The 24,647-nt window shown below is 51.8% G+C and carries 29 protein-coding genes and 1 tRNA gene; 10 read left to right on the top strand and 20 right to left on the bottom strand.

Translation table 11 applies throughout. The annotated features are described in order from the left end of the window. Nucleotides 1-14 precede the first annotated feature (14 nt). Complete coding sequence (fadR, locus tag KE671_RS13720; RefSeq protein WP_042318544.1) at nucleotides 15-734, bottom strand: fatty acid metabolism transcriptional regulator FadR; 720 nt, start codon at nucleotides 732-734, stop codon at nucleotides 15-17. A 222-nt stretch (nucleotides 735-956) separates the two neighbouring features. Between fadR and nhaB the strand changes: the two genes are divergently transcribed. Together nhaB and dsbB are read left to right on the top strand one after the other, a co-directional pair. Next, nucleotides 957-2,501, top strand: coding sequence for a Na(+)/H(+) antiporter NhaB (gene nhaB, locus KE671_RS13715; RefSeq protein WP_206163391.1), 1,545 nt, complete (start codon nucleotides 957-959; stop codon nucleotides 2,499-2,501). A gap of 141 nt (nucleotides 2,502-2,642) precedes the next feature. After that, nucleotides 2,643-3,173: a disulfide bond formation protein DsbB gene (gene dsbB, locus KE671_RS13710; protein WP_206163390.1), complete on the top strand. Its 531-nt coding sequence runs from the start codon at nucleotides 2,643-2,645 to the stop codon at nucleotides 3,171-3,173. Nucleotides 3,174-3,271: 98 nt separating this feature from the next. On the opposite strand, the gene KE671_RS13705 is transcribed toward dsbB, so the two are convergent. The 3 genes from KE671_RS13705 to KE671_RS13695 all read right to left on the bottom strand — a co-directional run bounded on the left by KE671_RS13705 (nucleotide 3,272) and on the right by KE671_RS13695 (nucleotide 4,831). Beyond that, a complete protein-coding gene (locus KE671_RS13705; protein WP_206163389.1) occupies nucleotides 3,272-3,718 on the bottom strand; it encodes a YcgN family cysteine cluster protein in 447 nt (148 codons plus the stop codon). Between the two features lie 92 nt (nucleotides 3,719-3,810). Next, complete coding sequence (locus KE671_RS13700) at nucleotides 3,811-4,470, bottom strand: fumarylacetoacetate hydrolase family protein (protein ID WP_206163388.1); 660 nt, start codon at nucleotides 4,468-4,470, stop codon at nucleotides 3,811-3,813. Between the two features lie 67 nt (nucleotides 4,471-4,537). Continuing rightward, nucleotides 4,538-4,831 carry a YcgL domain-containing protein gene (locus KE671_RS13695; protein WP_043000439.1) on the bottom strand — a complete coding sequence of 98 codons (294 nt, stop codon included), beginning with the start codon at nucleotides 4,829-4,831 and terminating at the stop codon, nucleotides 4,538-4,540. A gap of 126 nt (nucleotides 4,832-4,957) precedes the next feature. Here KE671_RS13695 and minC point away from each other — a divergent pair, with 126 nt between their 5' ends. From minC to minE, 3 genes are read left to right on the top strand one after another with little or no spacing between them, the layout of a single operon-like run. Next, complete coding sequence (gene minC / locus KE671_RS13690) at nucleotides 4,958-5,665, top strand: septum site-determining protein MinC (RefSeq protein ID WP_206163387.1); 708 nt, start codon at nucleotides 4,958-4,960, stop codon at nucleotides 5,663-5,665. A gap of 23 nt (nucleotides 5,666-5,688) precedes the next feature. Further along, complete coding sequence (gene minD, locus KE671_RS13685; RefSeq protein ID WP_043000437.1) at nucleotides 5,689-6,501, top strand: septum site-determining protein MinD; 813 nt, start codon at nucleotides 5,689-5,691, stop codon at nucleotides 6,499-6,501. A 3-nt stretch (nucleotides 6,502-6,504) separates the two neighbouring features. Next, entirely contained in the window at nucleotides 6,505-6,771 is a 267-nt protein-coding gene (gene minE / locus KE671_RS13680) for a cell division topological specificity factor MinE (protein WP_043000436.1), read from the top strand. A 105-nt stretch (nucleotides 6,772-6,876) separates the two neighbouring features. Here the strand turns inward: minE and KE671_RS13675 are convergent, their stop codons facing one another. Next, complete coding sequence (locus tag KE671_RS13675; RefSeq protein ID WP_206163386.1) at nucleotides 6,877-7,674, bottom strand: aminoglycoside adenylyltransferase family protein; 798 nt, start codon at nucleotides 7,672-7,674, stop codon at nucleotides 6,877-6,879. Between the two features lie 86 nt (nucleotides 7,675-7,760). Further along, entirely contained in the window at nucleotides 7,761-8,408 is a 648-nt protein-coding gene (gene zinT, locus KE671_RS13670; RefSeq protein WP_206163385.1) for a metal-binding protein ZinT, read from the bottom strand. A gap of 168 nt (nucleotides 8,409-8,576) precedes the next feature. Here zinT and uspF point away from each other — a divergent pair, with 168 nt between their 5' ends. After that, nucleotides 8,577-9,005 carry a universal stress protein UspF gene (gene uspF, locus KE671_RS13665; RefSeq protein WP_206163696.1) on the top strand — a complete coding sequence of 143 codons (429 nt, stop codon included), beginning with the start codon at nucleotides 8,577-8,579 and terminating at the stop codon, nucleotides 9,003-9,005. Nucleotides 9,006-9,034: 29 nt separating this feature from the next. On the opposite strand, the gene sedR is transcribed toward uspF, so the two are convergent. Beyond that, nucleotides 9,035-9,895: a beta-lactamase transcriptional regulator SedR gene (gene sedR / locus KE671_RS13660; protein ID WP_241029862.1), complete on the bottom strand. Its 861-nt coding sequence runs from the start codon at nucleotides 9,893-9,895 to the stop codon at nucleotides 9,035-9,037. Between the two features lie 192 nt (nucleotides 9,896-10,087). Between sedR and cdiA the strand changes: the two genes are divergently transcribed. After that, a complete protein-coding gene (gene cdiA / locus KE671_RS13655) occupies nucleotides 10,088-10,972 on the top strand; it encodes a CdiA family class A beta-lactamase (RefSeq protein WP_206163384.1) in 885 nt (294 codons plus the stop codon). A gap of 59 nt (nucleotides 10,973-11,031) precedes the next feature. On the opposite strand, the gene KE671_RS13650 is transcribed toward cdiA, so the two are convergent. Next, nucleotides 11,032-11,106: transfer RNA gene (locus tag KE671_RS13650), tRNA-OTHER, on the bottom strand. 200 nt (nucleotides 11,107-11,306) lie between these two features. On the opposite strand from KE671_RS13650, the gene KE671_RS13645 reads away from it, so the two are divergent. Continuing rightward, nucleotides 11,307-11,765, top strand: coding sequence for a hypothetical protein (locus KE671_RS13645; protein ID WP_206163383.1), 459 nt, complete (start codon nucleotides 11,307-11,309; stop codon nucleotides 11,763-11,765). Between the two features lie 5 nt (nucleotides 11,766-11,770). Here the strand turns inward: KE671_RS13645 and alaE are convergent, their stop codons facing one another. The 4 genes from alaE to KE671_RS13625 all read right to left on the bottom strand — a co-directional run bounded on the left by alaE (nucleotide 11,771) and on the right by KE671_RS13625 (nucleotide 14,397). After that, entirely contained in the window at nucleotides 11,771-12,235 is a 465-nt protein-coding gene (gene alaE, locus KE671_RS13640) for an L-alanine exporter AlaE (protein WP_241029861.1), read from the bottom strand. A gap of 79 nt (nucleotides 12,236-12,314) precedes the next feature. After that, nucleotides 12,315-12,944 (bottom strand): helix-turn-helix transcriptional regulator, encoded by a 630-nt coding sequence (locus tag KE671_RS13635; protein ID WP_206163382.1) that lies wholly within the window; start codon nucleotides 12,942-12,944, stop codon nucleotides 12,315-12,317. A gap of 52 nt (nucleotides 12,945-12,996) precedes the next feature. After that, a complete protein-coding gene (locus KE671_RS13630; protein ID WP_206163381.1) occupies nucleotides 12,997-13,977 on the bottom strand; it encodes a threo-3-hydroxy-L-aspartate ammonia-lyase in 981 nt (326 codons plus the stop codon). A gap of 30 nt (nucleotides 13,978-14,007) precedes the next feature. Further along, complete coding sequence (locus KE671_RS13625; RefSeq protein WP_206163380.1) at nucleotides 14,008-14,397, bottom strand: RidA family protein; 390 nt, start codon at nucleotides 14,395-14,397, stop codon at nucleotides 14,008-14,010. Between the two features lie 228 nt (nucleotides 14,398-14,625). Here KE671_RS13625 and KE671_RS13620 point away from each other — a divergent pair, with 228 nt between their 5' ends. After that, nucleotides 14,626-15,462, top strand: a complete 837-nt coding sequence (locus KE671_RS13620) for an MBL fold metallo-hydrolase (protein ID WP_206163693.1) — start codon at nucleotides 14,626-14,628, stop codon at nucleotides 15,460-15,462. Nucleotides 15,463-15,525: 63 nt separating this feature from the next. Here the strand turns inward: KE671_RS13620 and KE671_RS13615 are convergent, their stop codons facing one another. The 6 genes from KE671_RS13615 to KE671_RS13590 all read right to left on the bottom strand — a co-directional run bounded on the left by KE671_RS13615 (nucleotide 15,526) and on the right by KE671_RS13590 (nucleotide 20,233). Then, the gene (locus tag KE671_RS13615; protein ID WP_206163379.1) at nucleotides 15,526-16,791 is read right to left on the bottom strand and encodes a Y-family DNA polymerase; all 1,266 of its coding nucleotides are present in this window, start codon (nucleotides 16,789-16,791) and stop codon (nucleotides 15,526-15,528) included. A gap of 390 nt (nucleotides 16,792-17,181) precedes the next feature. Continuing rightward, nucleotides 17,182-17,601, bottom strand: a complete 420-nt coding sequence (locus KE671_RS13610) for a translesion error-prone DNA polymerase V autoproteolytic subunit (protein WP_206163378.1) — start codon at nucleotides 17,599-17,601, stop codon at nucleotides 17,182-17,184. 255 nt (nucleotides 17,602-17,856) lie between these two features. After that, nucleotides 17,857-18,039, bottom strand: coding sequence for a DUF1869 domain-containing protein (locus KE671_RS13605; protein ID WP_012132688.1), 183 nt, complete (start codon nucleotides 18,037-18,039; stop codon nucleotides 17,857-17,859). Nucleotides 18,040-18,041: 2 nt separating this feature from the next. Further along, nucleotides 18,042-18,404, bottom strand: a complete 363-nt coding sequence (gene yeaR, locus KE671_RS13600) for a DUF1971 domain-containing protein YeaR (protein ID WP_206163377.1) — start codon at nucleotides 18,402-18,404, stop codon at nucleotides 18,042-18,044. A 176-nt stretch (nucleotides 18,405-18,580) separates the two neighbouring features. Then, a complete protein-coding gene (gene leuE / locus KE671_RS13595) occupies nucleotides 18,581-19,219 on the bottom strand; it encodes a leucine efflux protein LeuE (RefSeq protein ID WP_206163376.1) in 639 nt (212 codons plus the stop codon). Nucleotides 19,220-19,315: 96 nt separating this feature from the next. After that, nucleotides 19,316-20,233: a LysR family transcriptional regulator gene (locus KE671_RS13590; protein ID WP_206163375.1), complete on the bottom strand. Its 918-nt coding sequence runs from the start codon at nucleotides 20,231-20,233 to the stop codon at nucleotides 19,316-19,318. A 103-nt stretch (nucleotides 20,234-20,336) separates the two neighbouring features. On the opposite strand from KE671_RS13590, the gene KE671_RS13585 reads away from it, so the two are divergent. After that, on the top strand, nucleotides 20,337-21,416 hold the full coding sequence (locus KE671_RS13585) for a tartrate dehydrogenase (RefSeq protein ID WP_206163374.1): 1,080 nt from the start codon (nucleotides 20,337-20,339) through the stop codon (nucleotides 21,414-21,416). 90 nt (nucleotides 21,417-21,506) lie between these two features. Here the strand turns inward: KE671_RS13585 and rnd are convergent, their stop codons facing one another. Together rnd and fadD are read right to left on the bottom strand one after the other, a co-directional pair. Continuing rightward, nucleotides 21,507-22,634, bottom strand: coding sequence for a ribonuclease D (rnd, locus tag KE671_RS13580; RefSeq protein ID WP_206163373.1), 1,128 nt, complete (start codon nucleotides 22,632-22,634; stop codon nucleotides 21,507-21,509). A 230-nt stretch (nucleotides 22,635-22,864) separates the two neighbouring features. Continuing rightward, nucleotides 22,865-24,550 carry a long-chain-fatty-acid--CoA ligase FadD gene (gene fadD, locus KE671_RS13575; RefSeq protein ID WP_206163372.1) on the bottom strand — a complete coding sequence of 562 codons (1,686 nt, stop codon included), beginning with the start codon at nucleotides 24,548-24,550 and terminating at the stop codon, nucleotides 22,865-22,867. Between the last annotated feature and the right edge of the window lie 97 nt (nucleotides 24,551-24,647).

Genomic DNA, 24,647 nt, shown 5'->3' with positions numbered 1-24,647 from the left:
GAGGGGGTTCGTTTTTAGCGGCCCTGAATGGCTAAATCGCCAGGCAGGTTTTTCTGCATCCGGTGCCAGATTTCGCCACTGTCATGACCATAACGACGCACCGTTTCGTACACCTGGTCATGCGCACCCTGCAGGCACAGCTGCGACAGCTTATGATAGAAACCGAGCGCCAGGCTGCGTGCTTCCGGATTGGCAAAATAGTGACGACCAATGCGGGTATACAGCCCTTTCATACCGTTCAGGATCAGGCCATAAATCGGGTTGCCGGAGGCAAATGCCAGACCACGGAAAATGTTGTAATCGAGATCGGCAAACGCGTCGGCGTGATCGGCCACTTCCTGCGCGGTCGCCAGCACTTCCTGCGCTTTGTCAGGATGCTGACGAAACGCGGTGCGAATGAAGATAGTGGAGATGTTGGTCCGGACCGACAGCAGATTGTCGATCAACTGCGGGACACTTTCGTGATCGAGACGCGCCAGCGTTTCAAGAATATTCAGTCCGGAGGTTTCCCAGAAATTATTCACCTTCGTCGGTTTACCATGCTGAATGGTCAACCAACCGTCTCGCGCCAGACGCTGCAGTACTTCACGTAAAGTGGTACGAGTCACCCCGATAAGTTCTGAGAGTTCTCGTTCTGCAGGCAAAATAGTACCAGGTGGGAAGCGGTTATTCCAGATGCTTTCAATGATGTACTCTTCCGCGAAACCCGCCGGGCTCTGCGCCTTAATGACCATAGTGAGATTTCCATTACACAGCAAAACATAGTTACACTCATCATACCAGACGGGTTACACGCCCGATAGCAGACACGACGAAGAAAAAGGGGATCAAGGCTTCATTTTCTTGATAACACGGGCGGTCGGGGGTTAAAGGCTTGCCTGCTTTCCGGCTGACCGTTACTCTTTGTGGCTAACCATAAAAACATCATTTCAATAAATAAGGTAAGGGAAACCATAATGGAACTCTCATGGGGCCGCGCGTTCTGGCGTAACTTTTTAGGCCAGTCGCCAGACTGGTACAAGCTTGCACTACTGACCTTCCTGATAGTGAATCCACTGATTTTCATCATCAACCCATTTATTGCGGGCTGGTTGCTGGTGGCGGAATTCATTTTCACGCTGGCGATGGCCCTGAAGTGTTACCCTCTGCTGCCGGGCGGTTTGTTGGCCATTGAAGCGGTTATGATTGGGATGACCAGCGCCGCGCATGTTCGCGAGGAGGTGGCAAACAATCTGGAAGTCTTGCTGCTGTTGATGTTCATGGTTGCTGGCATCTATTTTATGAAGCAGTTGCTGCTGTTTATTTTCACTCGTCTGCTGCTGAGCATTCGCTCCAAGACGCTGTTGTCACTCGCATTTTGTATCGCGGCGGCCTTCCTTTCCGCCTTCCTTGATGCGCTGACCGTGGTGGCGGTAGTCATCAGCGTCGCTGTCGGGTTCTATGGTATCTATCACCGCGTGGCCTCTTCCCGTAGTGACGATCATGACATTCTTGACGACAGCCATATCGATCAGCACTACAAAGCGGTACTCGAACAATTCCGTGGATTCCTGCGCAGCCTGATGATGCATGCCGGGGTGGGAACCGCGTTGGGCGGCGTAATGACGATGGTGGGTGAACCGCAGAACCTGATTATCGCCAAAGCCGCTGGCTGGCATTTTGGTGACTTCTTTCTGCGGATGTCACCGGTCACGGTTCCGGTACTGATTTGCGGCCTGCTTACCTGCGTGCTGGTTGAGAAGCTGCGCTGGTTTGGCTATGGTGAAACGCTGCCGGAGAAAGTGCGTGACATATTGCAGCAGTTTGACGATCAAAGCCGCCAGCAGCGCAATCGTCAGGATCGATTAAAGCTGATCGTTCAGGCCATTATCGGCGTCTGGCTGGTTATCGCCCTGGCGCTGCATCTCGCGGAAGTGGGACTGATCGGCCTGTCCGTCATTATCTTCGCCACCTCACTGACCGGCGTGACCGATGAGCATGCTATTGGCAAGGCGTTCACCGAGTCCCTGCCTTTCACCGCGTTGTTGACGGTCTTTTTCTCGATTGTGGCAGTGATCATCGATCAGCAACTCTTCTCCCCGATTATCCAGTATGTGTTGCAGGCCTCAGAGCACGCGCAACTGACGCTGTTCTATCTCTTCAACGGCCTGCTCTCGTCGATCTCCGATAATGTCTTCGTTGGTACGATCTACATTAACGAAGCCAAAGCGGCCATGGAAAACGGCGCCATCTCGCTGCAACAGTACGAACTGTTAGCGGTGGCGATCAACACCGGGACTAACCTGCCGTCCGTGGCGACGCCAAACGGTCAGGCAGCGTTCCTGTTCCTGCTCACCTCCGCGTTGGCACCGCTGATTCGCCTTTCCTATGGTCGGATGGTCTGGATGGCGCTGCCATATACCATCGTGCTGACGCTGGTCGGTCTGCTGTGCGTTGAGTTTACCCTGACGCCGATGACCGAATGGATGACGCAAACCGGCTGGTTAGCTACACTTTCATAACAACTTACCGGGCATTTCACTGCCCGGTTTGCCTTTTTGCATGATTTTTATCCGATTACACAATATTTAAGTTTCTCCTGGTGGCGCTGTGATCGAATTGGTTTACACTGCCGTGTCTACGCATGTTGCAGGGAAATTATTATGTTGCGATATTTAAACCAGTGCTCACGGGGTCGGGGCGCCTGGTTATTGATGGCTTTTACTGCCCTGGCGCTTGAACTGGTCGCGCTGTGGTTTCAGCATGTTATGCTGCTTAAGCCATGTGTGCTGTGCATCTATGAGCGCTGCGCACTGTTTGGCATTATGGGGGCCGGACTGGTCGGGGCTATTGCGCCTAAAACCCCCTTACGCTTTGTAGCGCTGATTATCTGGATCTACAGTGCCTGGCGTGGTGTGCAATTGGCCTGGGAACATACCATGATCCAGTTACACCCTTCTCCGTTCATGACCTGTGATTTCATGGCTCGCTTCCCCAGTTGGTTGCCGTTGGATAAGTGGTTGCCGCAGGTGTTTGTCGCCTCCGGGGATTGCGCTGAGCGTCAGTGGGAATTTTTATCGTTGGAAATGCCACAATGGTTACTGGGCATTTTTGCGGCCTATCTGGTCATCGCGGTTCTGGTCCTGCTTGTCCAGCCGCTTAAACCGAAAAGACGCGATCTGTTCGGTCGTTAATCTCAGACGCTCCCGGCCGGGAGCGTTTTTTTTGCCTTAACGTCATTGCAGAAACGAAGAGGCAAAAAAGCGTAACACCTGAAATCAGAGCAAGCGGCTCAGTCCGCCCATGACGGTTTGTTGAGAATATGGTCCTGCCAGTCATGCACTTCTGACTCTCTGACCGCAATGTGGCGCACTGAAATTCGCTCACCGTGCATTGCCGCTTTCGACCCCGTCAGTAACGGGTGCCATTCCGGCAGCCCTTTCCCTTCCGCCAGCAGACGATAGGCGCAGGTCATCGGCAACCATTCAAAAGTAGGCAGGTTGTCACGCGTTAACTTGATACAGTCAGGCTCGTACTCGAACCGACGTTCGTAATTGCGGCACTGGCAGGTTTTGATATTGAGCTGACGACAGGCGACGTTGGTGAAATAGATCTCGTCGGTATCTTCGTCCATCAGCTTATGCAGACAGCACTGACCGCAGCCATCACATAACGACTCCCATTCGGCATCAGTCATTTCATCGAGAGTTTTACGTTGCCAGAAAGGTATATCGCTCATCAGGGTATCCGCCATTGCTATAAAGCTGCACCTTATAACCAGTCTGGCACGCTGATGCAAGTTTTGCCGCCTGAAAAGGCGGCAAATCGGCGTTACAGAACGCGGGTCGTCAGGGAGTGGCCGTTAAAATTGACCACCAGCTCGTCGCCGCTGGCAAGCGGTCCGACGCCTTCCGGGGTGCCGGTCAGCACAACATCACCGGCTTTGAGAGTAAAGAATTTGCTCATATAGGCGATTAAGGGGACGATTTTGTGGATCATATCTGCCGTTGTACCCTGCTGGCGAACCTCGCCATTGACCGTCAGACCCAGCGGCGTCGCCTGCGGATCGCCATTAAATTCCGCAGCCGGAATGAAGCCGGACAACGGGCAGGCGTTATCGAACCCTTTTGCCTTCTCCCAGGGCTGTCCGGCCTTCTTCATTTTGCCCTGAACGTCACGTAGCGTCAGATCGAGTGCGACGCCATATCCGGCGATCGCCTTACGAACATGCTCTTCAGTCGCCTGACGCAGCGTCGCGCCGATTAATACCGCCAGTTCGACTTCATGGTGCACCGACCCCATATCCGTCGGAATGACCAGTGGCTGGCGCAAATCGCACAGAGCGGTTTCCGGCTTGATAAACAGCACCGGTTCATCCGGCGTGACGCTACCCATTTCCTTAATGTGATTGGCGTAGTTGCTGCCCACGCACACCACTTTGCTTACCGGGTAGTCAAGCAGCGCACCCTGCCAGTTATGATGTTGATACATTCATTTTCCCCTAATTTGTCAGCGTTGACTTCAGGAATGGCACCGACAGGCATGACGCCGGTACCGTTTATTTATCGGTTTCTGGATTGTTTTGTGAGGCGTTGAAACGATGTTGTTTCAATAAATCTTCTGGAGGCGGAGGCAGTTGTAAATAATATCCTTGTTCCGTTAAGGCTTGTTTTACTTTATCCAGCGAGGCGTTGACTAACTTTTTGCTGCCATCTAATGGCAATATCATTGCCAACTGTGGTTGACCAAATCCTTTCATCAGTTCTTCAGGCACACGTGAGAAATCGTCTTTTTTTTCGACATACAAATAGGTCTGGTCACGCTTAGCACTTCTGTAGATCACACAAAACATACATTTTACTCTGAATTAAACGGATGGCGACTTGCCTCAATATAATAGTGACTATAACATGCCTTCTGGACTTCGGAATATCACTCCACATCGGGGATGATAAATAGCAAATTGAGTAAGGCCAGGATGTCAAACACGCCCATCGAACTTAAAGGCAGTAGCTTCACCTTATCAGTGGTTCATTTACATGAAGCAGAACCCGAGGTTATTCGTCAGGCGTTAGAAGACAAAATCGCTCAGGCTCCTGCTTTTTTAAAACATGCTCCTGTGGTAGTGAATGTCAGTAGCCTTGACGCGCCGGTAAACTGGCCGCAGTTGCAGAAGGTGGTGGCGTCGACGGGATTGCGTATTGTGGGCGTCAGCGGTTGTAAAGATGCCCGGCTCAAAGCCGAAATCGACCAAATGGGTCTTCCTTTACTCACTGAAGGTAAAGAGAAAGTGGCGCGTTCCGCTCCGGCAGAACCCGTTGCTCCCGCCGCTGTAGAGCAAAACGCTACTCCCGTCACAAAAACACGATTTATTGATATACCCGTTCGTTCCGGTCAACGCATTTATGCACCACAATGTGATCTGATTGTTACAAGTCACGTCAGCGCTGGCGCTGAGCTTATCGCCGATGGCAATATTCATGTCTATGGCATGATGAGAGGCCGTGCGCTGGCAGGGGCAAGTGGCGACCGGGAAGCGCAAATTTTCTGTACCCATCTGACGGCAGAACTGGTGTCTATCGCAGGTGTTTACTGGCTGAGTGATAAAATCCCAGCAGAATTTTATGGCAAAGCGGCACGTCTACAGTTGGCAGATAACGCTTTGACAGTTCAACCGTTGAATTGATCCCTTTTTAACAAGGAATTTCTATGGCACGCATTATTGTAGTTACTTCGGGTAAAGGGGGCGTTGGCAAAACCACCTCCAGCGCGGCCATCGCTACTGGTTTGGCCCAGAAGGGAAAGAAAACTGTCGTTATTGATTTTGATATCGGCCTGCGTAACCTCGATCTGATCATGGGGTGTGAGCGTCGGGTTGTTTATGATTTCGTCAACGTCATTCAGGGCGATGCGTCGCTCAATCAGGCGCTCATCAAGGACAAGCGCACTGAGAATCTCTTTATTCTTCCGGCCTCTCAGACGCGCGATAAAGACGCATTAACGCGTGAAGGCGTTGCAAAAGTTCTCGACGATCTGAAAGCAATGGATTTCGAGTTTATCGTCTGCGACTCCCCTGCGGGAATCGAAACCGGCGCGCTGATGGCGCTCTATTTCGCCGACGAAGCGATTATTACCACTAACCCGGAAGTCTCCTCGGTACGCGACTCTGACCGTATCCTGGGTATTCTGGCATCTAAATCGCGCCGCGCCGAAAACGGTGAAGATCCGATTAAAGAACATCTGCTGTTGACGCGCTACAACCCGGGCCGTGTTAACCGTGGCGACATGCTCAGTATGGAAGATGTGCTGGAGATCCTGCGCATTAAACTCGTCGGAGTTATCCCGGAAGATCAGTCTGTGCTGCGCGCCTCTAACCAGGGCGAACCGGTCATTCTGGACATCAACGCAGACGCAGGTAAAGCGTATGCCGATACGGTAGACCGTCTGTTGGGAGAAGAACGTCCTTTCCGCTTCATTGACGAAGAGAAGAAAGGTTTCCTCAAACGCCTGTTCGGAGGATAAGTTATGGCATTACTGGATTTTTTTCTCTCGCGGAAAAAGAGTACAGCGAACATCGCGAAAGAGCGATTACAGATTATCGTTGCCGAGCGTCGTCGTAGCGACGCCGAACCGCATTATTTACCGCAGTTGCGTAAAGATATTCTTGAGGTCATTTGTAAGTATGTACAAATTGATCCGGAAATGGTCACCGTTCAACTTGAGCAAAAGGACGGCGATATTTCCATTCTTGAACTTAACGTGACATTGCCGGAAGCTGAAGAGTTGAAATAAACGCTTTACTACGATAATTCCTGGAAAAAAGGCAGAGCGATCTGCCTTTTTTATTATCAGCCATTCTTCTGTTGCAACAATCATAGTGCCTGAAAACAGGCACCACTAATCCACGAGCGATAACTGTTCGGCTATTTTCGCTTTTGCATAGCCGACAAAGCGCGAGACGGCGGGCATGGCCTCTGCCCAGTCAACGCTTGCCTGCCCCAGATAGTCGAGGCGTGCGGTCACAAGAAGAGAAGCGTGTTCCTCCGGGAGATAAGGCATTAACCAGTCTGCCGCGCTGTCTTTCGCGGTAAAACCGCCTGTCGCCACGCTGTACCAGATGCGCGCCAGTGTCAAAATGATATTGCGCTCGTCGCCGTGCAAATCACGACTGTCCTGCCAGAGCGTCAGCGTCTGACGGAACGTCTCCCGAATGTCGTTTTCCGGCACAGGCTCAAAAAGCCGGTCCGCACGCTCCCCGGATAAGGCAATACTGGCGCTACGCGCCTGAGTCAATAAAATCGTCAGATCGCTATCCTGCTGCACAGGTTCATATTTCCCCGCCTGAATATCCTCGCGCAACCATTCGCCAAACTGCATTTCCCGTTGGGGAGGAAAACGCCAGGGCACTACATCGGTATGCACCACCACCGTCACTTCAAGCGCCCGCCAGCGCGTCGACGTGCCAGGACAGGCCGACACCGACAGGAGTTCCTGCATTAGCGCTTCCCGCTGTACCGTCGCCAGCGGCGCACGCACGGTGACCAGCAGATCAATATCGCTGTGGGGTTTTAACCCACCTTCAACGGCAGATCCGTACAGGTGAATGGCCAGCAGATCCTCTCCAAGGATCCGTTCAATGATGATCTTCGCCTTTTCCAGTTGCTCGCGAAGGATATCCGGAATCCTCAATGTCATCGTCTCACCGTCATCGTGTCATTTCTGCCTGGTGTCACCTTAGCGCAACGGTCAGCCCGTCGACAAGCAACGGGCTGAGGCTCAATTTAGTGATGCAGCATTTCGTCCACCACGGCCTGCGCTTTGAGTTGATAAGGATAATAGGTTGGCCAGTTGTCCATCTCTTCCAGTAGCGCTTGCTGTGAGGTATTGCCCATAAAAATATGGAAGTGGCTCGACGTGCGTGGCGCAATAATATGATCGCTGAACTGCACAAACTTCGGCGCTTTACTGTTTGCGTCTTTGCATTCAAACAGATAGCGCACCCCTTTTTTACCTGACGTATAGGTCAGGATCTTGTATCCGGCATAGTCATACTGACAGGAGGCCACCTGCTTACCGGTATGAAACTCCATCACGCCATTTTCGATACCAATGGTATCGACTTCGGTCTCATAGCCTTTCCGGTAATAGGCTTTCACCTCTTCCACCGTTTTACTCTTCTCTTTTGCCGCTTTCTGTTTAAAAACCGGATCCAGTTCGCCGCTGACCAGATAAGGATAAACGGATTGCCACATGCCATCCCAGTCGGTAAGCGCCCTGTCCTTGACATGACTATCCGCAAATTCGCCTTTCGCCGCTTTCTGCTCCATCTCCGTCAACGGCACACCGTGCGCGTGATCGCCGTGGGCGAAGGCATAACTGCTAAACCACAGCATGCCCAGAGAAACGGCTATTTTTTTCCAATGAATCACCAATGTCTTACCCTCAATGTTATGAACAAGATGCAATGTTATATTATAACAATTCATTTTATTCAACACCGTTGCGCATAAATGAAGGAAAGTTGATCTGGTTACTTTTTATGCAAAAACCAGATTCGATATACTAAATCCGGAGACAAAAAACAGGAGGTAATGACTATGTATCGTTCTGTTCTGGTGCCCATTGATATCTCTGAAGCCGATCTCACCCGGCAGCTTATTCCTCAGGTCAAAATCCACGCCAAAACGGCAAAAGTCCATTTTTTGTCGGTCATTCCTTCAGTCCCCTTTTATGCCTCCCTGGGGCTCGCCTACTCTGGTGAACTCCCGGATAAAAATGGACTGCAGACGAAGGCATTACAGAAACTCGACGAGATTGTGAAACAATTTGATATCCCTGAAGGCCGGGTAGAGAAGCATGTGGTATACGGTCCCCCGAAGGATCAGATCCTGAAGCTGGCAGAGGCTATCAGCGCTGATCTGGTGATCATCGCTTCACACCAGCCCGGTATTTCAACGTATCTGTTGGGTTCTACCGCCGCCGCCGTCGTGCGTCACGCACACTGTCCAGTGCTGGTGGTTCGCTGAGCTGCAAGCGGGAGCCTGCTGGCTCCCGTTCATGCCATTTTTACGATCCAGTCGCGGAAGATTTCCATCGCGGAGGTCATTGGTTTCGACTTCAGGTGGGTGAGCCAGTAACCGCCCATGCGGATCTCAATGTCGAAGGGACGAACGAGCTGTCCGGCCGCCAGTTCTCTGGCAAACATCATTGCCGGAACCAGTGCCGCACCGCCGGTATGGATAACCGTTTCAATCATCAGGCGCGAGGAATCAAAAACGGCACCATTGATCCGCTCTGCCGTCACGCCTGCCGCAGCAAACCAGTTATCCCACTCATCTGCCCGGTATGAACGCAGAAGATTCTCTTGCAGCAGATCGGCTGGCTGCCTGAGCCGTTGTGCGGTTTCTGGCGAGCACAGGACAGTCAGCGGAGCCTCACACAGCATTTCATTATGGGTGGCGGGCCACAGGCCGTTGCCGAAGCGGATGGCAAAATCCAGCCCTTCAGCCGCCAGATTCACGACGTTATTATTTGTGCGCAGGCGTAATTCAACGAACGGATGCGCCTGCTGGAATTGTTCAATGCGCGGCAATAACCAGCCGACGGCAAAGGTACCGACCGCGGCGACCGTGAGCACTTCACGATACTCACCCCCCTCAAACTGGCGAAAAATAGTGTCGATTTGGTCAAAGGCGTCGGCCAGGACGGCAAACAGTGCCTGTGCTTCATCCGTCATCTCTAGTCCTCTGGGGAGACGTTTAAACAGCACTCTGTTCAGACGATCTTCCAGGATACGTACCTGCTGGCTGACGGCGGCCTGCGTGACACAGAGTTCCAGTGCCGCACGAGTAAAACTCAAATGGCGAGCCGAAGCCTCAAAGGCGCGTAGTGCATTGAGCGGGAGATTAGCGCGCATAATAAAGACTCATAAGATTTTCTTTATCCCAGGGTAAATTCTTCTCGCTTGTTAAGCAAGCACGGAGAGCGGATAGTTCTGGCACCGCAGAAACCTCATGCGCCTTTAATTCTCTTTCTTCTTTTGTCTGTCTGTGCAGATAAAAAGAAAGCGCGTGCATCTTCAATATATTGATTCTCAAGGATGTCATTTATGTTTAAAAAACGTTTTCATCAGACGCTACTTATCGCCGCCGTGCTCGCTTTCTTTACCGCCAGTTCACCGCTTTTAGCACGCACGCAGGTCGATCCCGCACAGGTTCAACAAAAGCTGGCAGCATTAGAAAAACAATCGGGTGGCCGCCTGGGCGTTGCGCTGATTAATACCGCCGATCGTTCACAAATCCTCTATCGCGGTGACGAACGCTTTGCCATGTGCAGCACCAGTAAGATGATGGTCGCTGCCGCGGTATTAAAACAGAGTGAAACTCAGCACGGTATTTTGCAGCAGAAAATGGTCATCAAAAAAGACGATCTGACGAACTGGAATCCGGTGACGGAAAAAAATGTTAACAAAGAGATGACATTAGCGGAGCTAAGTGCTGCCGCTCTGCAATACAGCGATAATACGGCAATGAATAAATTACTTGAGCACCTGGGCGGTACCGGCAACGTCACGGCCTTTGCCCGCTCGATTGGCGACACCACGTTTCGTCTCGACCGGACGGAACCCGAACTGAACACCGCCATCCCTGGCGATGAGCGCGACACTACGTCGCCGCTGGCGATGGCGAAAAGCCTGCACAAACTGGCGCTGGGCGATGCGCTGGCTGGCGCACAGCGTGCACAACTTGTTGAATGGTTGAAAGGCAATACGACCGGCGGCCAGAGCATTCGTGCCGGTCTGCCTGAAAACTGGGTGGTTGGCGATAAAACCGGAAGCGGTGAGTATGGCACGACCAATGATATCGCGGTGATCTGGCCTGAAGGTCATGCGCCGCTGATCCTCGTCACCTACTTTACCCAGCCACAACAGGATGCTAAGGGACGTAAAGATATTCTGGCCGCTGCCGCGAAGATTGTGACGGAAGGGCTTTGAACCAGGCGGGTAAGTAAAGAAAGCAAAAAGGCCCAGACAAACGTCCGGGCCTTCAAATTTGGGCCGCCATCGAGGCCTCGAACCCCGTTCCCTACAACTAAAGTCGTTCGCTCTTCCAGATGAGCTAATGGCGGTCTACTGGTTATTATTTCTGATTGAAAATCTACTCATCATCAGAACCGGCCGTGATAATACATAACTCAAATTACCCCTGCAATAGCTATGGAAAACTTTATTTTCACTTATGTGCTCATTATTCAGGCAAAGCAATATGTTAAAGATGATATATTGCACAATAACGTGCTTTTCTTTTCCAGCATACTGAGACAAGTTAATGAAACATTGTTTTATCGCACTCTGTTTGTTACTGACGGGATTTTTAAACATCACGGATGCCATTGCAGATACATTAAACACACCAGAGGAAATCGTTGTCAGTTTTCAACGGGACTACAAAGAGTGGAACGATCGCTCTTTTGCATTGCATCAAACGCTGGATGACCATAACGTGATGAAATATGCTCAACAACGCTGGGATGACTTGTTGAAAAAATATACGCTTCCCAACTTTAAAGGTGAGCCTGTCGCGTTTGGTTCAGACACTTCGCATGACCCGAATCTGGAAAAAATTCTGTCGGTGGTGGTGGAGAATAATTCAGCCATTGTAAAAACCCGTTTTCCGCAGCCCTATTATTCCCCCAAGTATGAATATCACTTAATAAAGCAAAATCAGCGTTGGTATCTGACGCAGCTCTATCTGGTCGATGATGACGGGAAATACCCTGGTCTGTAGCGGATTCAGCTATTCAGGGACATGGGTTTGTCTCCCCCCGGCGGTAAGCCAAACAGTTTACGTATCCCGTTAAGAAACGCCCCATAAGGCCGTCCCAGCAAGAGCATCATTAAGGCTGCGCCCAGCGTCCCCTGGATCAAGCCGCTCCCCGAGGCCCCGCTAAACGCAATGATCGCAGCATAAAGTGGCACCTGGAAACTGACCAGCGCCATACTGTCCCATAGTAGTTGGGAAATCCGACTCTCTCCGGCTCGCTTCATCAACCAGTCCCGCCATATGCCGTAAGGTCTGGCCACCGGCACCATCAGGATCGCGCCCAGAAGGCGAGCGTATAGCACCTGTTCCCACGTCATACCCGCTATCACGCGTTCATTAATAATGCCTGTTGTCGTGAAGAACAGGAGCAACGCGGTGGTGTCGGCGAAAAATGCTGTCCGACGTGTTGGTTGTGGTGGGCGTTGAGACATCATACCGTTCCTGTCGTGGTGCAGTGACAAAGCGTCTGTTCACCCGAAGAGAAACCAAAAACTATAGCACACCGGGCCGGATTCACCCGGCCTGGCGTGCATAGAGGTAGGCTGTCGCCCGTGATACGCCTAAATGTTGCGCCACCGTATCCATGGATTTACGCACATTCAGCAATCCCTCTTTTCGTAACTGTTGGATAAGAACCTTTCTGTCTTCTGGTTTAAGCGCGCGAGCCGTGGTGGCGCGTTTCGCGGCAAAATCATCGATTCGCTGGCGAATCACTTCAGTACTGCCGGGATCAAGATGTTCACGCACCGGTGAACTCTCTGTTTCGGTAAAGCGCGCCAGCGCGCTCTGCATCCCCCGAAAAAGCGTCATATCGACATTAAGGCATAATGCCGCCACGTATTTGCCTTGTTCATCCTTAATGCCAATCGACGTACTTTTTACCGGACGGCCATCGGCAAACTGATTGCCGTAGTTCGCAATAATTTCAGGGAAATCCGGTGACGCAATCCTTGCAAGCCCAAGTTCCGTAGCCGGTTGCCCAGCCTGACGTCCGGACAAATTATTATGTATCGACATAATCGCATGCTCAGGATCCTTGAGGTCATGTACAACCACTTCGCAAAAGGGAGAAAACGTTTCGCTTAGTCCCTTCGCAATAGTGTCAAGTTGGCTGAGAAGCGAATTCTCGTCGTTTTTTGGCATGCCGGTCTCCCACAGTGATGCCCGTTGTCATTATTGCTCTTCGTTTACAGCCTCACGAGACGGATTTCCCGGCCAGAAACTCACCGTAGCGCGCGATATCCACATTGCCGCCGCTGATGATAATGCCGACTTTTTTCCCGCTGAGTTCTGCTTTTCTCGCCCTTGCCGCCGCAAAGCCAAGACAGCCCGTGGGTTCTGCGACAATTTTCATACGCTCTGCCATAAATTTCATCGAGGCAATTAATTCATCGTCTGAAACGGTCAGAATATCATTAACGTATTGTTGAATCAGAGGGAACGTATAGTGCCCCAGATGCTGCGTCTGTGCACCATCAGCAATCGTTTTTGGCGTATCGATGTGAACGATTTTTCCGCTTCGAAATGACTGCTGTCCGTCGTTACCCGCTTCAGGCTCCACGCCATAAATAATGCAATCCGGCGACAGTTGCCGGGCTGCCAGGGCTGAACCTGAAAGTAAACCACCGCCTCCCAGACAGACAAAAAGAACATCCAGTGGGCCAACCTCCTCAATCAACTCTTTGGTTGCGGTGCCCTGACCGGCGATAACATGGGGATGATCGTAGGGAGGGATGAGCGTCAGCCCGTGTTTTTCCGCCAGTTCACGGCCAATCTGTTCACGATCTTCCGTATAGCGATCGTACATGACGACATTGCCACCATACCCTTTGGTCGCCGCCACTTTCGCGGCTGGCGCATCATGAGGCATGATGATTGTCGCCGGAATACCCAACAATTTTGCTGACAGCGCTATCGCCTGGGCATGATTTCCGGAAGAAAATGTCACCACGCCAGCAGCACGTTGTTGCGGCGTAAACTGGCGTAACGCATTCATCGCCCCACGAAACTTGAAGGCTCCCATACGCTGGAGGTTTTCACATTTAAAAAAAACGTCAGCGCTAAACTCCGCATTGACGGTCCGGGATGTCATTACCGGCGTCTTGTTTGCATAGCCTGCAATACGCTCGGCAGCGGCGGCAACATCAGCATATTCCGGACGTGTAATATCAGTCATTTTTCACCTCTATAGCGTTAAGCGTCGGGCTTATTGCGCCAGCGCGATAGCTTCCACTTCTAAAGCAGAACCATAATGCAGTTCTGCAACCCCAGCAACGACGCGTGATGGGCGGAAATCGCCAATCCATTCGGCGTAAATCTCATTAAACGTCGGCCATTGATTGATATCTGTCACATAGACACGCACAGAAACTAAATGCTGACGGGATACACCGGCTCCCTTCAGACAGGCATCCACATTTTCCAGAACGAGTCTGGTCTGTTCCGCAAAAGACGCTCCCGCCTTTTTCTCACCGTGCTGGTTGACCGGTAGTTGCCCTGAGATAAAAACAAATCCCCCTGCAGTCACGCTCGCTGAGTAGTGTCCGGCGGGAGGAAGCCCATGGGATGTTGTGTTCAGTGTGATATCCGGGTGCATGTGCGCCTCTCCTGTGTTTCTTGATTAATACATAATGTATTAATTCATACTTTTTGTATGATCAATTTATACACCACATTGTGCTGTGCGACTACCCCTTGTTTTGATGTCCGCTGTTTTTGCCCCTCACTTATGTGACAGAGATCGCGGTTATGATTTGCTTCAGAAATTTAAAAGGTTCAATAATGACGTCAATCGACATACTGAATCCGAATGGGATGCGGAGTGATGAAATTAACCATACTGGTAGATAATAATACTTACATTGACAGGTATTTGACTGGAGAACCTGGTGTTTGCTATTTCATTGAATGCTCTGGGTTAAAACTTCTTTTTGATGTTGGCTACTCTGATATTTTTTTGAAAAATGCACAGATCCTGGGTCTCGATCTTACGCACATTGATAAAATTGTATTATCACATGGACATAATGATCATACCTGGGGGTTAAACCATTTGTTCCAGCATTACGACAGACTGCCATCACCTCCCCCAAAGAAAGTCGATATCGTCGCCCACCCCGCCGCATTCCTGCCTAAATTTTATGCGTCAAAACCCATTGGGATGAACCATAATGCCCTTTGTTTTGATTACTTCTTTAATGTCATCAGTTCCACGCAGCCTCTGAAATTATCAGAAGAGATCACTTTTTTAGGGCAAATCCCCCGTCTTAACCATTATGAAGCGCAAAATCCGGTAGGCCACACACACGATCATGATAATAAGTTAACGGCTGATTACGTGATTGACGATAGCGCGATGGCAATTAAGACAAAGGATGGACTGGTGATTGTAACCGGATGCTCCCATGCCGGGATTTGTAATATTATCGAGTACGCAAAATCAGTCACAGGAGAATCGAAAATTGCGTCCGTTATAGGCGGTTTTCATCTCCTTAATGCCGATGAATCGTTACTCTCAGAAACCGGGAAATATCTCAGCGCATTGTCGGCTAATACGTTTTACCCCAGCCATTGCACCGATCTTGCCGCAAAAATCCATCTGTCGCGCTATGTGGATCTTAAAGAAACAGGCGTGGGGCTCACGCTGACTTTCCCCATGTAGTATCAGATGGCGTGAAGGGAGACCCTGTTTTCGTCTCCCGATTATTCATACCTGATGCGGCGATCACCTGACCACCGGCAGATCGGAAAAACGCGTGGTGTAGCGCGGAGAAAGCATCTGCCGTTTCAACTGCCACGGTGGCTGGATCCCCTGCCCGACAAAATACAGCGTTCCTCTTCCCTGTTTGGCATTGAGCGTATCCAGAACGTCCATTAACTTCTCACTGTTGGGACGTGGCGCGTTATCATCGAACAGATTGAGTTGCGCCACGCCCTGACTGAAAAAATCACCGAGCATGACGCCCGCCTTCTGATAACGATGCCCCTCTTTCCAGATAGCATCCAGGCATCGCATGGCCGCGCTGATGATGTCCCGGCTGTCCTGTGTCGGTGTCAGCAGTTTCACAGATGCGCTATTGCCGTACCAGGTTTCATTCGGCGCAAACGGCGACGTTTTCACAAATGCCGAAATGAACCGGCAATACTGATGCTCACTCCTGAGTTTCTCCGCCGCCCGGGTCGCATAAGCACAAATCGCCTGGCGCATCTGTTCGTATTCCGTAATACGCTCGCCAAATGATCGACTGAAAACGATCTCCTGCTTCGCAGGCGTAAACTCCTCAAGCGCCAGACAAGGTTCACCGCGTAGCTCCCGCACGGTCCTTTCCAGTACGACATTGAAGTGCTTGCGTATCACCGAGATGTGCGTATCCGCCAGATCGAGTACCGTTTTTATGCCCATCGCGGTCAGTTTTTTACTGATACGCCGACCAACGCCCCACACCTCATCCACTGGCAGGGCCGCCATCAGTTTTCGCTGCCGTTCGAGATTCGACAGATCCACGACGCCCCCCGTCTGCTGCGGCCACTTCTTCGCCGCGTGGTTAGCCAGCTTGGCCAGCGTTTTTGTTTGCGCAATTCCCACACCGAGCGTCAGATGTGTCCGCTTTAAGACCGTGTCGCGGATCTCTTTGCCAAAGTCCCTGAGATCCCGACAGTTGCTGATCCCCGTCAGATCGCAAAAGGCCTCGTCAATACTGTAAATTTCAACACGCGGTGACAGCGCTTCGAGCGTCGTCATGACCCGATGGCTCATGTCGCCGTAGAGTTCATAATTCGAACTGAAACACACCACCCCATGACGCCGGAACACCTCTTTTTGTTTGAAATAGGGCGCCCCCATGACTACCCACGGTTTCGCTTCGGGACTGCGGGAAATCACGCAACCATCGTTGTTCGACAGCACAACCACCGGTTTGCCTTTCAGATCGGGCCGAAATACGGTCTCACAGGACGCATAAAAGGAATTTACATCGCATAACGCAAACATGGTACACCCCACAAATACTGTATTCATATACAGTATTATTTAAGTTATTTTTTAACTTGCAAGCAAAATCCTGGCGCTTTTTCTTAGTGGATTGTTCTGCCTGAAAAAGTCGTCGGTTATCCACAGAAACGGTGCATAACCCTGTGGGTGAGTGACATGACGTTGTGAATCAGGTTGGTTCGCATGCCGTATCCCTACGTCAGCCGGACAGCTCCGTCCCTCTCCTCAACGGCGAAAACCGAAATTTGCATGTCTGCTCACAAAACAGGCAGGTTAATTAGCAATCAGCCTGCCTGTCATTGGTATACCCCTCAAGACCACTGGGGAATCACAAGGAAACCAGGCGTGTATTGTTTGCAACGTAGGGGGACGAACAATACGCAGCAATAGTCAGTTCACTGCCTTCACAATAAATGTCACCACACCAAAAATCGCCAGGGCGTCCTCACTGCCGATGATGATGGGTGAATAGGCGCTGTTCATGGGATTGAGCTGGACGGTGGGCCGCAGCTGCAACCGCTTCACCGTGAACTCTCCCTCCACCGCCGCAATCACGATATCTCCGTGGCTGGCAGTGCATGAACTGTCCACCACTAGCAGATCGCCATCGCCGATCCCCGCATCGATCATCGAGTCGCCAGCAGCCCTGACGAAGTAAGTCGAACTGGGATGCTGAACAAGTAACTTGTTAAGATCGATACTCTGCTCAACGTAATCGGCTGCCGGACTGGGGAATCCGCACGGAACCCGATCGCTGAAAAGAGGAATGGCAATGACTTCACGCCATTCCGCAGGTCTGTACAACGTCATAATGCACGCCCTTAATACTGTTTTTATATACAGTAATCGCAGCTCAGGTAGGGATCAAGTCATTGGCAACACGCCGTTGCGCAAAGCTTCGCCGTATTTCGCCTAAGCATTTATTGATCCTGCAAATATGCGGTTTGTAAATTTTAGCGCGGGATAACAACGCTCGTCCGTTTTAGGGCAGATATTGGGGAACGTTTCCGGAAGGCGAGAAAAAACCGGCTGATGATAGCCGGTTTCCTCTCTGCGTGGTGTCGCTTACCAGCCGCAGACGTCGTGCTCATTTTCCGTATCGTAGGAGCGCACGGTATTGACGAGATCTTTCACTACTTCGGCGGCGACGTCAGGCACCAGTAAGGTCATTGGCGCTTCGGTTTCGTAATCGACAGAGACGCCATTGCTGTTATTCGTCACAGTGACGGTATAGGTTGCTTTGCCCATGATTATTTCTTCCCGGTATGAATGACTTTTCGTTGATTCGCGCTTTCCATCAGTACCTCTGGCGCGACGAAAAAGTCGATATTGAAATAAGTGTCATCGCTCATCACTTCGATGTTGTGCCACTTTTCCGGTGGGAACACACCAAACTGACCCGCGTCGATGATCATCACTGTGTCGGCTTCAGGGCTGTGTTCATCCGCATATCCGAGATATTTGACCGCCCCCTGCATCACTGACAGACGGGGATAAACTCCCGGTCGGGTTCCTTTATCAAGGTGGCGTTCGAAAATTCCGGCAGGTGCAGTTTCTTTGTTCCAGAACGGTGTGGCGCGTGTGTGAATATAATTCTGTGGAATCTGAAGCATATCCTTTCCTCTTCCAGTCGGCAGGATGCGATTGTGAGTAAACCGCTGTTCCAGAAAGGTTACGCTTCATAACTGGCATTTTAAATACCATTTATTAGTTATTTTTTGACGAATAGCAAGATGGATTATTCATAGGGATAAAGGAATTAAAAGCCCGCCTGTAGGCGGGCCCTGGCTTACGACTGCAGCGTCGCCAGCCGCGCGGCGAAACCGACAAAAATCAAGCCTATCAGCGAATTTCCGACCTTCGCCAGTTTCTTTTTGGTACGAATATACTGCGTGACAAAGGCACCGGAGATAATCAGGAAGCTCAAATAACAAAAGCTCACCACTTCAAGCGTGATCGCTAAAATAAAGAATGACAGTCCCGCGTGCGGCGCATTCACATCAATAAACTGCACAAAAAAGGAGACGTAGAACAGAATGGCTTTTGGATTCGTCAGGCTCAGCACCAGCGCACGTTTAAAAATGGCGCCAAAGGGAACCGCGTCTTCAGCCGTCTCACCGCCTTTTGCTTTAAGCGTGGCATAAAGGATTTTTGCGCCCAGATAAAGCAGGTAAAAGGCACCGAGATAACGGACAATATTAAACAATACTGGCGTGGTTTTAATCAGCGTCGCCACCCCGGCATATGCCAAAAACATAAGCACGGCATCGCCAATAAATACGCCGCTTGCCGCAAGGTAACCGCCCTTCATTCCACGTCCGACGCTATTTTTCAGCACAAATATCGTGTTCGGTCCCGGAACAAGAACAATAAAAATAGCCCCGACCAGATAAGTCCAATAATTCAGTACGCCATACTCTGCAAACACGTTAACCTCTTCTTCCTGAAACCACTTTTTCGCTTAACTGCGGAACAATATGCTAACGGATGCACCTGCCCAAGGGAAGCGCTGATACCCGCCTCTTCATTGCAAAGAGAATGTCGGATAGCGCTCGGCAAAATAGTGGCGTAAGAATTCCACCGTAATACGCACTTTGGCCGATGTCGCCAGCCGTGAAACATACACCGCCCAGATATTGGCCGGTTGGTAATACTCTGGCAGGATATGCACCAGATGACCGCTGGCGATGTTATCGCAGACATCCCACCAGGAGCGCAGCGCAATTCCCTGCCCGTCCAGGCACCATTGATGCACAATCTCGCCATGATTCGATGACAGCGGCCCGGTCACCTTAATGGCGTGTTCCCCCTCTTTATTCTGCAATTGCCAGATCCCGAAGGGACGATCGCGCTCTTTGATCACCAGGCAAGAACAGGTCGCAAGATCGGCAAGCTGTTTTGGCGTACCGTGCTGTGCCAGGAATGAGGGCGATGCACAAAGGATTCGATAGTTCGTTCCCAGCTTGCAGGCGATCAAATTCGGCGCTATGTCATCGCCAATGCGGATATCGAGATCAACACCTTCATTGGCCAAATCCACCAGGCGATCTTCCACATCAAAGCGCAACTCCAGTTGCGGATACTGTCTTGCCAGGGCGGATAGTGCTGGCGCCACCACCTGTCGGCCAAAACCAAAGCTACTGATGATTCGCAGCATCCCTTGCGGAACCTGCCGGGCATCAGAGAGTTCATCCATCATCTGATCGACATCATGCAGAATACGCTGTGCCCACTCATAGATGCGCTCGCCCTCTTCCGTAATGGTGACCCGGCGTGTGGTACGGTGCAGCAGAACCACATTCAGGTTCTGTTCAAGCAGCGCAATGCGTTTACTGACATATGCCGGTGAAACGCCCAATTCCTGGGCAACGGTGGCGAATCCCGCCCGACGGGCGACCAGAATGAAGACGCGTAAATCAGTCAGTAAAGGAGGATTGTTCATGATCTGTGTTTTATGTTTCACCAGTTGGAGAGATTAACTGTCGATCAGTCAATTATAGGATAAGAAGGAAGTCAATTTCGCTACCCTACAAGTGAGAGCTGATATGAAAAAAACCTGTCGTATTGCCGCCATTCCCGGCGATGGCATCGGTAAGGAAGTACTGCCAGAAGGCATTCGCGTTTTACAGGCCGCCGCCAGACGCTGGGACCTGTCGCTCAGCATTGAGACGTTCGAATGGGCCAGTTGCGATTATTATCTTGAGCACGGAAAAATGATGCCGGATGACTGGCGTGAACAGTTATCCGCCTTTGACGCCATTTACTTTGGCGCCGTTGGCTGGCCGGAGACGGTTCCGGACCATATTTCTCTCTGGGGGTCGCTGCTGAAATTTCGCCGGGAATTCGATCAGTATGTGAATCTTCGCCCGGTCCGCCTCTTCCCCGGCGTGCCCTGTCCGCTGGCTGGCAAGAAGCCGGGCGACATTGATTTCTACGTCGTGCGTGAAAACACCGAGGGGGAATACTCTTCGCTGGGCGGGCATATTAACCCGGGCACTGAGCACGAGGTGGTCATCCAGGAGTCCGTTTTCACTCGTCGGGGCGTGGATCGTATTCTGCGCTATGCGTTTGAATTAGCCCAAAGCCGCCCGCGTAAGACGCTGACGTCGGCAACTAAATCCAATGGTCTGGCGATCAGTATGCCGTTCTGGGATACACGCGTAGAGGCCATGGCGCAGCACTATCCCGATATCCGCTGGGACAAGCAGCATATTGATATTCTTTGCGCCCGTTTTGTGATGCAGCCGGAGCGCTTCGATGTGGTGGTCGCCTCGAATCTGTTTGGCGATATTCTTTCCGATCTCGGTCCGGCATGCACCGGCACCATCGGCATTGCCCCCTCGGCTAACCTGAATCCTGAGCGTACCTTCCCGTCGTTGTTCGAACCGGTACATGGTTCAGCCCCTGATATTTATGGCAAAAATCTCGCCAATCCGATTGCGACCATCTGGGCAGGGGCAATGATGCTGGATTTCTTAGGAGAGGGTGATACCCATTACACTGCGGCACATGACGGGATTCTGGCCGCCATTGAGCAGGTGATTGCCAGCGGACCTAAAACACCGGATTTGCAGGGGAGTGCCTCAACACAACAGGTCGGTGAAGCGATCTGCGCGAGAATATAATGACTCAATGCCTGATGGCGCTGCGCTTATCAGGCCTACGGTTGAGAGTCTGTAGGCCGGATCAGGCGTAGCCGCCATCCGGCTAAAACATTAAAGCGGATACTCAGCCAGCAACGTGTTCAGCTTTGTCGCCATCAACGCCGCCCGCCAGCCAGAAATCAACTCGGGTTCCGTACTCTGCGGTTTTAATTTCCAGTGCCAGTTGAGCAACTGATTAATCTGACGACGCGACGCCAGCAGCTCCGCACTGACGTTATGCTCTGCACTCACTTCCGCCACCAGCGCCTTAATCGCCTTAAACGCTTTGCGATAGCCCGGCATATCCATCAGATTCAGCAGCGGTTCCGGCAATGCCTCTTCCGGCAACGCCTGCGCTTTGGCAACCAGCGAGAGCAGCGTCTTGCCGTGGAAGCGGATCTCAGTGCCAGAAAGACCGAGACTATCCAGTTCCCCCATGCTACCCGGCATATAGCGCGCCACGGACCACAGGTGCTCTTCGCGTACCACGAAGTTAACCGCCAGATCGCGCTCACGCGCTTTACGCAGACGCCAGTCGGCAAGCAGTTGCAGACAGGCCAGTTGACGTGTGCGCAACTGCCAGGCGTTGGTGATATCGCGCCAGGCGTCTTCGGGCGCCAGGATCTCCTGCCGACGGGTTTGCATCAGGCGGCACTCGTCCAGCGCCGCAGGCAACCAGCCCGCAGCCTCGGTTTCCGCCATCAGCTTCCCGGCAATCGGTAACAGATACCAGACGTCTGCCGCCGCGTATTCGCACTGGCGTTCAGTCAGCGGACGCGCCAGCCAGTCGGTACGTGACTCGCTCTTATCCAGCGCTACGCCGGTGTACTCTTCCACCATTGACGCAAACCCCCACGACAGTGGACGGCCGCAAAATGCTGCCAGGATTTGTGTGTCGATCAGCGGCTGCGGCAGTTCGCCAAACGCATTCAGAAAGACTTCCAGATCTTCACTACCCGCATGCAGAAACTTGGTGATGGCGGTATCGCGCAAAATTGCCTTCAGCGGCGACCAGTCGCGAATGCCATGCGGATCGATCAGCGCGACATGTTCGCCGTCAAACAGCTGGATCAGGCCCAGTTGCGGATAATAGGTGCGGGTACGAACAAATTCGGTATCCAGGGCAATGGCAGGAAACGCACGAACCGCTTCGCACAACGTCGCCAGCGCGTCGTCGGTGGTGATCATTTGGTAATTCAAATTGCATTCTCTTCGGTTTACGCCAAAAAAAACGCCGGATTCACCCGGCGTCAGATTGCTGACAAAGCAAGAAAAAACGTGGTTTTTCCTGCTTTGTGGTTATCAGCCGAAAATCAATAAATTGATTTTCCTGGTTTTAATGAGGCGATCTCTGCCTGTCCGATATCGGAATAAGGCTTGCGATCGCTCTCACGCCGGATTCACCCGGCGTTTGACGTGTTGCTTAACGCTCAACCCTTATTGTCCACTTTGGCACGGGCTTCGTCACGTAATTCTCGACGTAAAATTTTGCCGACGTTTGATTTCGGCAGTTCATCGCGGAATTCAACCAGTTTCGGGACTTTATAGCCCGTGAGCTGACGGCGGCAGAAAGTGACCAGCGCCTCCTCGGTGAGCGACGCCTCTTTTTTTACCACAAAAATCTTCACCGCTTCGCCGCTGCTGCCGGACGGAACGCCGACGGCAGCCACTTCCAGCACCCCCGGATGCTGCATCACCACATCTTCGATCTCATTGGGATAAACGTTAAAACCGGAAACCAGAATCATATCTTTCTTGCGGTCGACAATGCGCAGGAAGCCTTCATCATCCATCACCGCGATATCGCCGGTGTGCAGCCAGCCGTCTTTGATGATCTCATCCGTCGCATCAGGACGCTGCCAGTAACCCAGCATCACCTGCGGCCCTTTCACACACAGTTCACCCGGCTGATCCGGAGAAACTTCGTTATCGTCGTCATCCACCAGTTTGGCTTCGGTCGATGGCACCGGCAGGCCGATGCTACCGCTGTGGTAATCAATATCGTGCGGGTTAACGCTGACCAGTGGCGCGCATTCCGTCAGACCATACCCTTCGAGCAGATACTGTCCGGTCAGCTTCACCCACCTTTCAGCCACCGCCTGCTGTACCGGCATACCGCCCCCCGCAGAAAGATGCAAAGAGGAGAAATCCAGTTGCTGGAACTCTTTATTGTTCAACAAGGCGTTAAACAAGGTATTCACGCCGGTCATGGCGGTAAACGGATACTTCGCCAGCTCTTTTACCAGACCCGGAATATCGCGCGGGTTGGTGATCAGCAGGTTCTGCCCGCCCAGCTCGATAAACAGCAGGCAGTTCATGGTCAGGGCAAAAATGTGATACAGCGGCAGCGCGGTCACCACCAGCTCCTTACCCGGATGCAAAAGCGGCCCATAAGTGGCCTTCACCTGCTCCAGATTGGCCAGCATGTTGCGGTGCGTCAGCATCGCCCCTTTCGCTACCCCGGTCGTTCCGCCGGTGTACTGTAAAAACGCCAGATCCGCAGAAACCACTTCCGGTTTAACATACTGCATACGGTAACCGGCATGCAGCGCACTGCGGAAAGAGATCGCATCCGGCAGATGATATTTCGGCACCAGCCGTTTGATGTACTTCACCACGAAGTTCACCAGCGTACCTTTGGCCGTGGAGAGCTGGTCGCCCATACGGGTCAAAATAACGTGCTTAACGCTGGTTTTATCAACCACTTTTTCCAGGGTATGAGCGAAGTTGGAGACAATCACAATCGCCGCAGCCCCGCTGTCGTTTAACTGATGCTCCAGCTCACGCGGAGTATAAAGCGGGTTGACGTTCACCACGATCATCCCGGCACGCAGAATGCCAAACAACGCCACTGGATACTGCAGCAGGTTTGGCATCATCAGCGCGACGCGATCGCCCTTTTTCAGCCCCAGCCCCTGTTGCAGGTAAGCTGAGAAGGCGCGGCTGCGTTCCTCCAGCTTGCGGAAGGTCATCACCTCCCCCATATTCACGAACGCAGGCTGATCGGCGTAACGCGCGACAGCCTGTTCAAACAGTTCCACCAGGGATTGATAACGGTCAGGGTTGATCTCCGCAGGCACATCTGCGGGATAACGGTTTAGCCAAACCTTCTTCACTGCTTCACCTCTAAAATGCGTGTTCGTCGTCATCACAACCCCAGATAATAAACAAGCCGTTAACATAATATTAACTCAGCGTACCAGTTTATTAATC

This window comes from Citrobacter amalonaticus (genome assembly GCF_018252635.1).
GTDB lineage: Bacteria > Pseudomonadota > Gammaproteobacteria > Enterobacterales > Enterobacteriaceae > Citrobacter_A > Citrobacter_A amalonaticus_E.
Note: the sequence above shows the minus strand (reverse complement) of the source record. Positions and strands in the feature narration are given on the sequence as shown.

Excerpts from the sequence above, each read along its gene's own strand:
- fadR (WP_042318544.1), bottom strand. The coding sequence starts at position 734 with ATGGTCATTAAGGCGCAGAGCCCGGCGGGTTTCGCGGAAGAGTACATC.
- cdiA (WP_206163384.1), top strand. The coding sequence starts at position 10,088 with ATGTTTAAAAAACGTTTTCATCAGACGCTACTTATCGCCGCCGTGCTC.
- alaE (WP_241029861.1), bottom strand. The coding sequence starts at position 12,235 with ATGATGTCTCAACGCCCACCACAACCAACACGTCGGACAGCATTTTTC.
- KE671_RS13615 (WP_206163379.1), bottom strand. The coding sequence starts at position 16,791 with ATGTTTGCGTTATGCGATGTAAATTCCTTTTATGCGTCCTGTGAGACC.
- KE671_RS13635 (WP_206163382.1), bottom strand. The coding sequence starts at position 12,944 with ATGCCAAAAAACGACGAGAATTCGCTTCTCAGCCAACTTGACACTATT.
- KE671_RS13590 (WP_206163375.1), bottom strand. The coding sequence starts at position 20,233 with ATGAACAATCCTCCTTTACTGACTGATTTACGCGTCTTCATTCTGGTC.
- KE671_RS13610 (WP_206163378.1), bottom strand. The coding sequence starts at position 17,601 with ATGACGTTGTACAGACCTGCGGAATGGCGTGAAGTCATTGCCATTCCT.
- dsbB (WP_206163390.1), top strand. The coding sequence starts at position 2,643 with ATGTTGCGATATTTAAACCAGTGCTCACGGGGTCGGGGCGCCTGGTTA.
- KE671_RS13700 (WP_206163388.1), bottom strand. The coding sequence starts at position 4,470 with ATGTATCAACATCATAACTGGCAGGGTGCGCTGCTTGACTACCCGGTA.
- KE671_RS13625 (WP_206163380.1), bottom strand. The coding sequence starts at position 14,397 with ATGCACCCGGATATCACACTGAACACAACATCCCATGGGCTTCCTCCC.
- minC (WP_206163387.1), top strand. The coding sequence starts at position 4,958 with ATGTCAAACACGCCCATCGAACTTAAAGGCAGTAGCTTCACCTTATCA.
- yeaR (WP_206163377.1), bottom strand. The coding sequence starts at position 18,404 with ATGCTTCAGATTCCACAGAATTATATTCACACACGCGCCACACCGTTC.
- KE671_RS13585 (WP_206163374.1), top strand. The coding sequence starts at position 20,337 with ATGAAAAAAACCTGTCGTATTGCCGCCATTCCCGGCGATGGCATCGGT.
- KE671_RS13605 (WP_012132688.1), bottom strand. The coding sequence starts at position 18,039 with ATGGGCAAAGCAACCTATACCGTCACTGTGACGAATAACAGCAATGGC.
- nhaB (WP_206163391.1), top strand. The coding sequence starts at position 957 with ATGGAACTCTCATGGGGCCGCGCGTTCTGGCGTAACTTTTTAGGCCAG.
- sedR (WP_241029862.1), bottom strand. The coding sequence starts at position 9,895 with ATGCGCGCTAATCTCCCGCTCAATGCACTACGCGCCTTTGAGGCTTCG.
- minE (WP_043000436.1), top strand. The coding sequence starts at position 6,505 with ATGGCATTACTGGATTTTTTTCTCTCGCGGAAAAAGAGTACAGCGAAC.
- KE671_RS13620 (WP_206163693.1), top strand. The coding sequence starts at position 14,626 with ATGAAATTAACCATACTGGTAGATAATAATACTTACATTGACAGGTAT.
- KE671_RS13645 (WP_206163383.1), top strand. The coding sequence starts at position 11,307 with ATGAAACATTGTTTTATCGCACTCTGTTTGTTACTGACGGGATTTTTA.
- KE671_RS13705 (WP_206163389.1), bottom strand. The coding sequence starts at position 3,718 with ATGAGCGATATACCTTTCTGGCAACGTAAAACTCTCGATGAAATGACT.
- KE671_RS13630 (WP_206163381.1), bottom strand. The coding sequence starts at position 13,977 with ATGACTGATATTACACGTCCGGAATATGCTGATGTTGCCGCCGCTGCC.
- uspF (WP_206163696.1), top strand. The coding sequence starts at position 8,577 with ATGTATCGTTCTGTTCTGGTGCCCATTGATATCTCTGAAGCCGATCTC.
- KE671_RS13695 (WP_043000439.1), bottom strand. The coding sequence starts at position 4,831 with ATGTTTTGTGTGATCTACAGAAGTGCTAAGCGTGACCAGACCTATTTG.
- minD (WP_043000437.1), top strand. The coding sequence starts at position 5,689 with ATGGCACGCATTATTGTAGTTACTTCGGGTAAAGGGGGCGTTGGCAAA.
- KE671_RS13675 (WP_206163386.1), bottom strand. The coding sequence starts at position 7,674 with ATGACATTGAGGATTCCGGATATCCTTCGCGAGCAACTGGAAAAGGCG.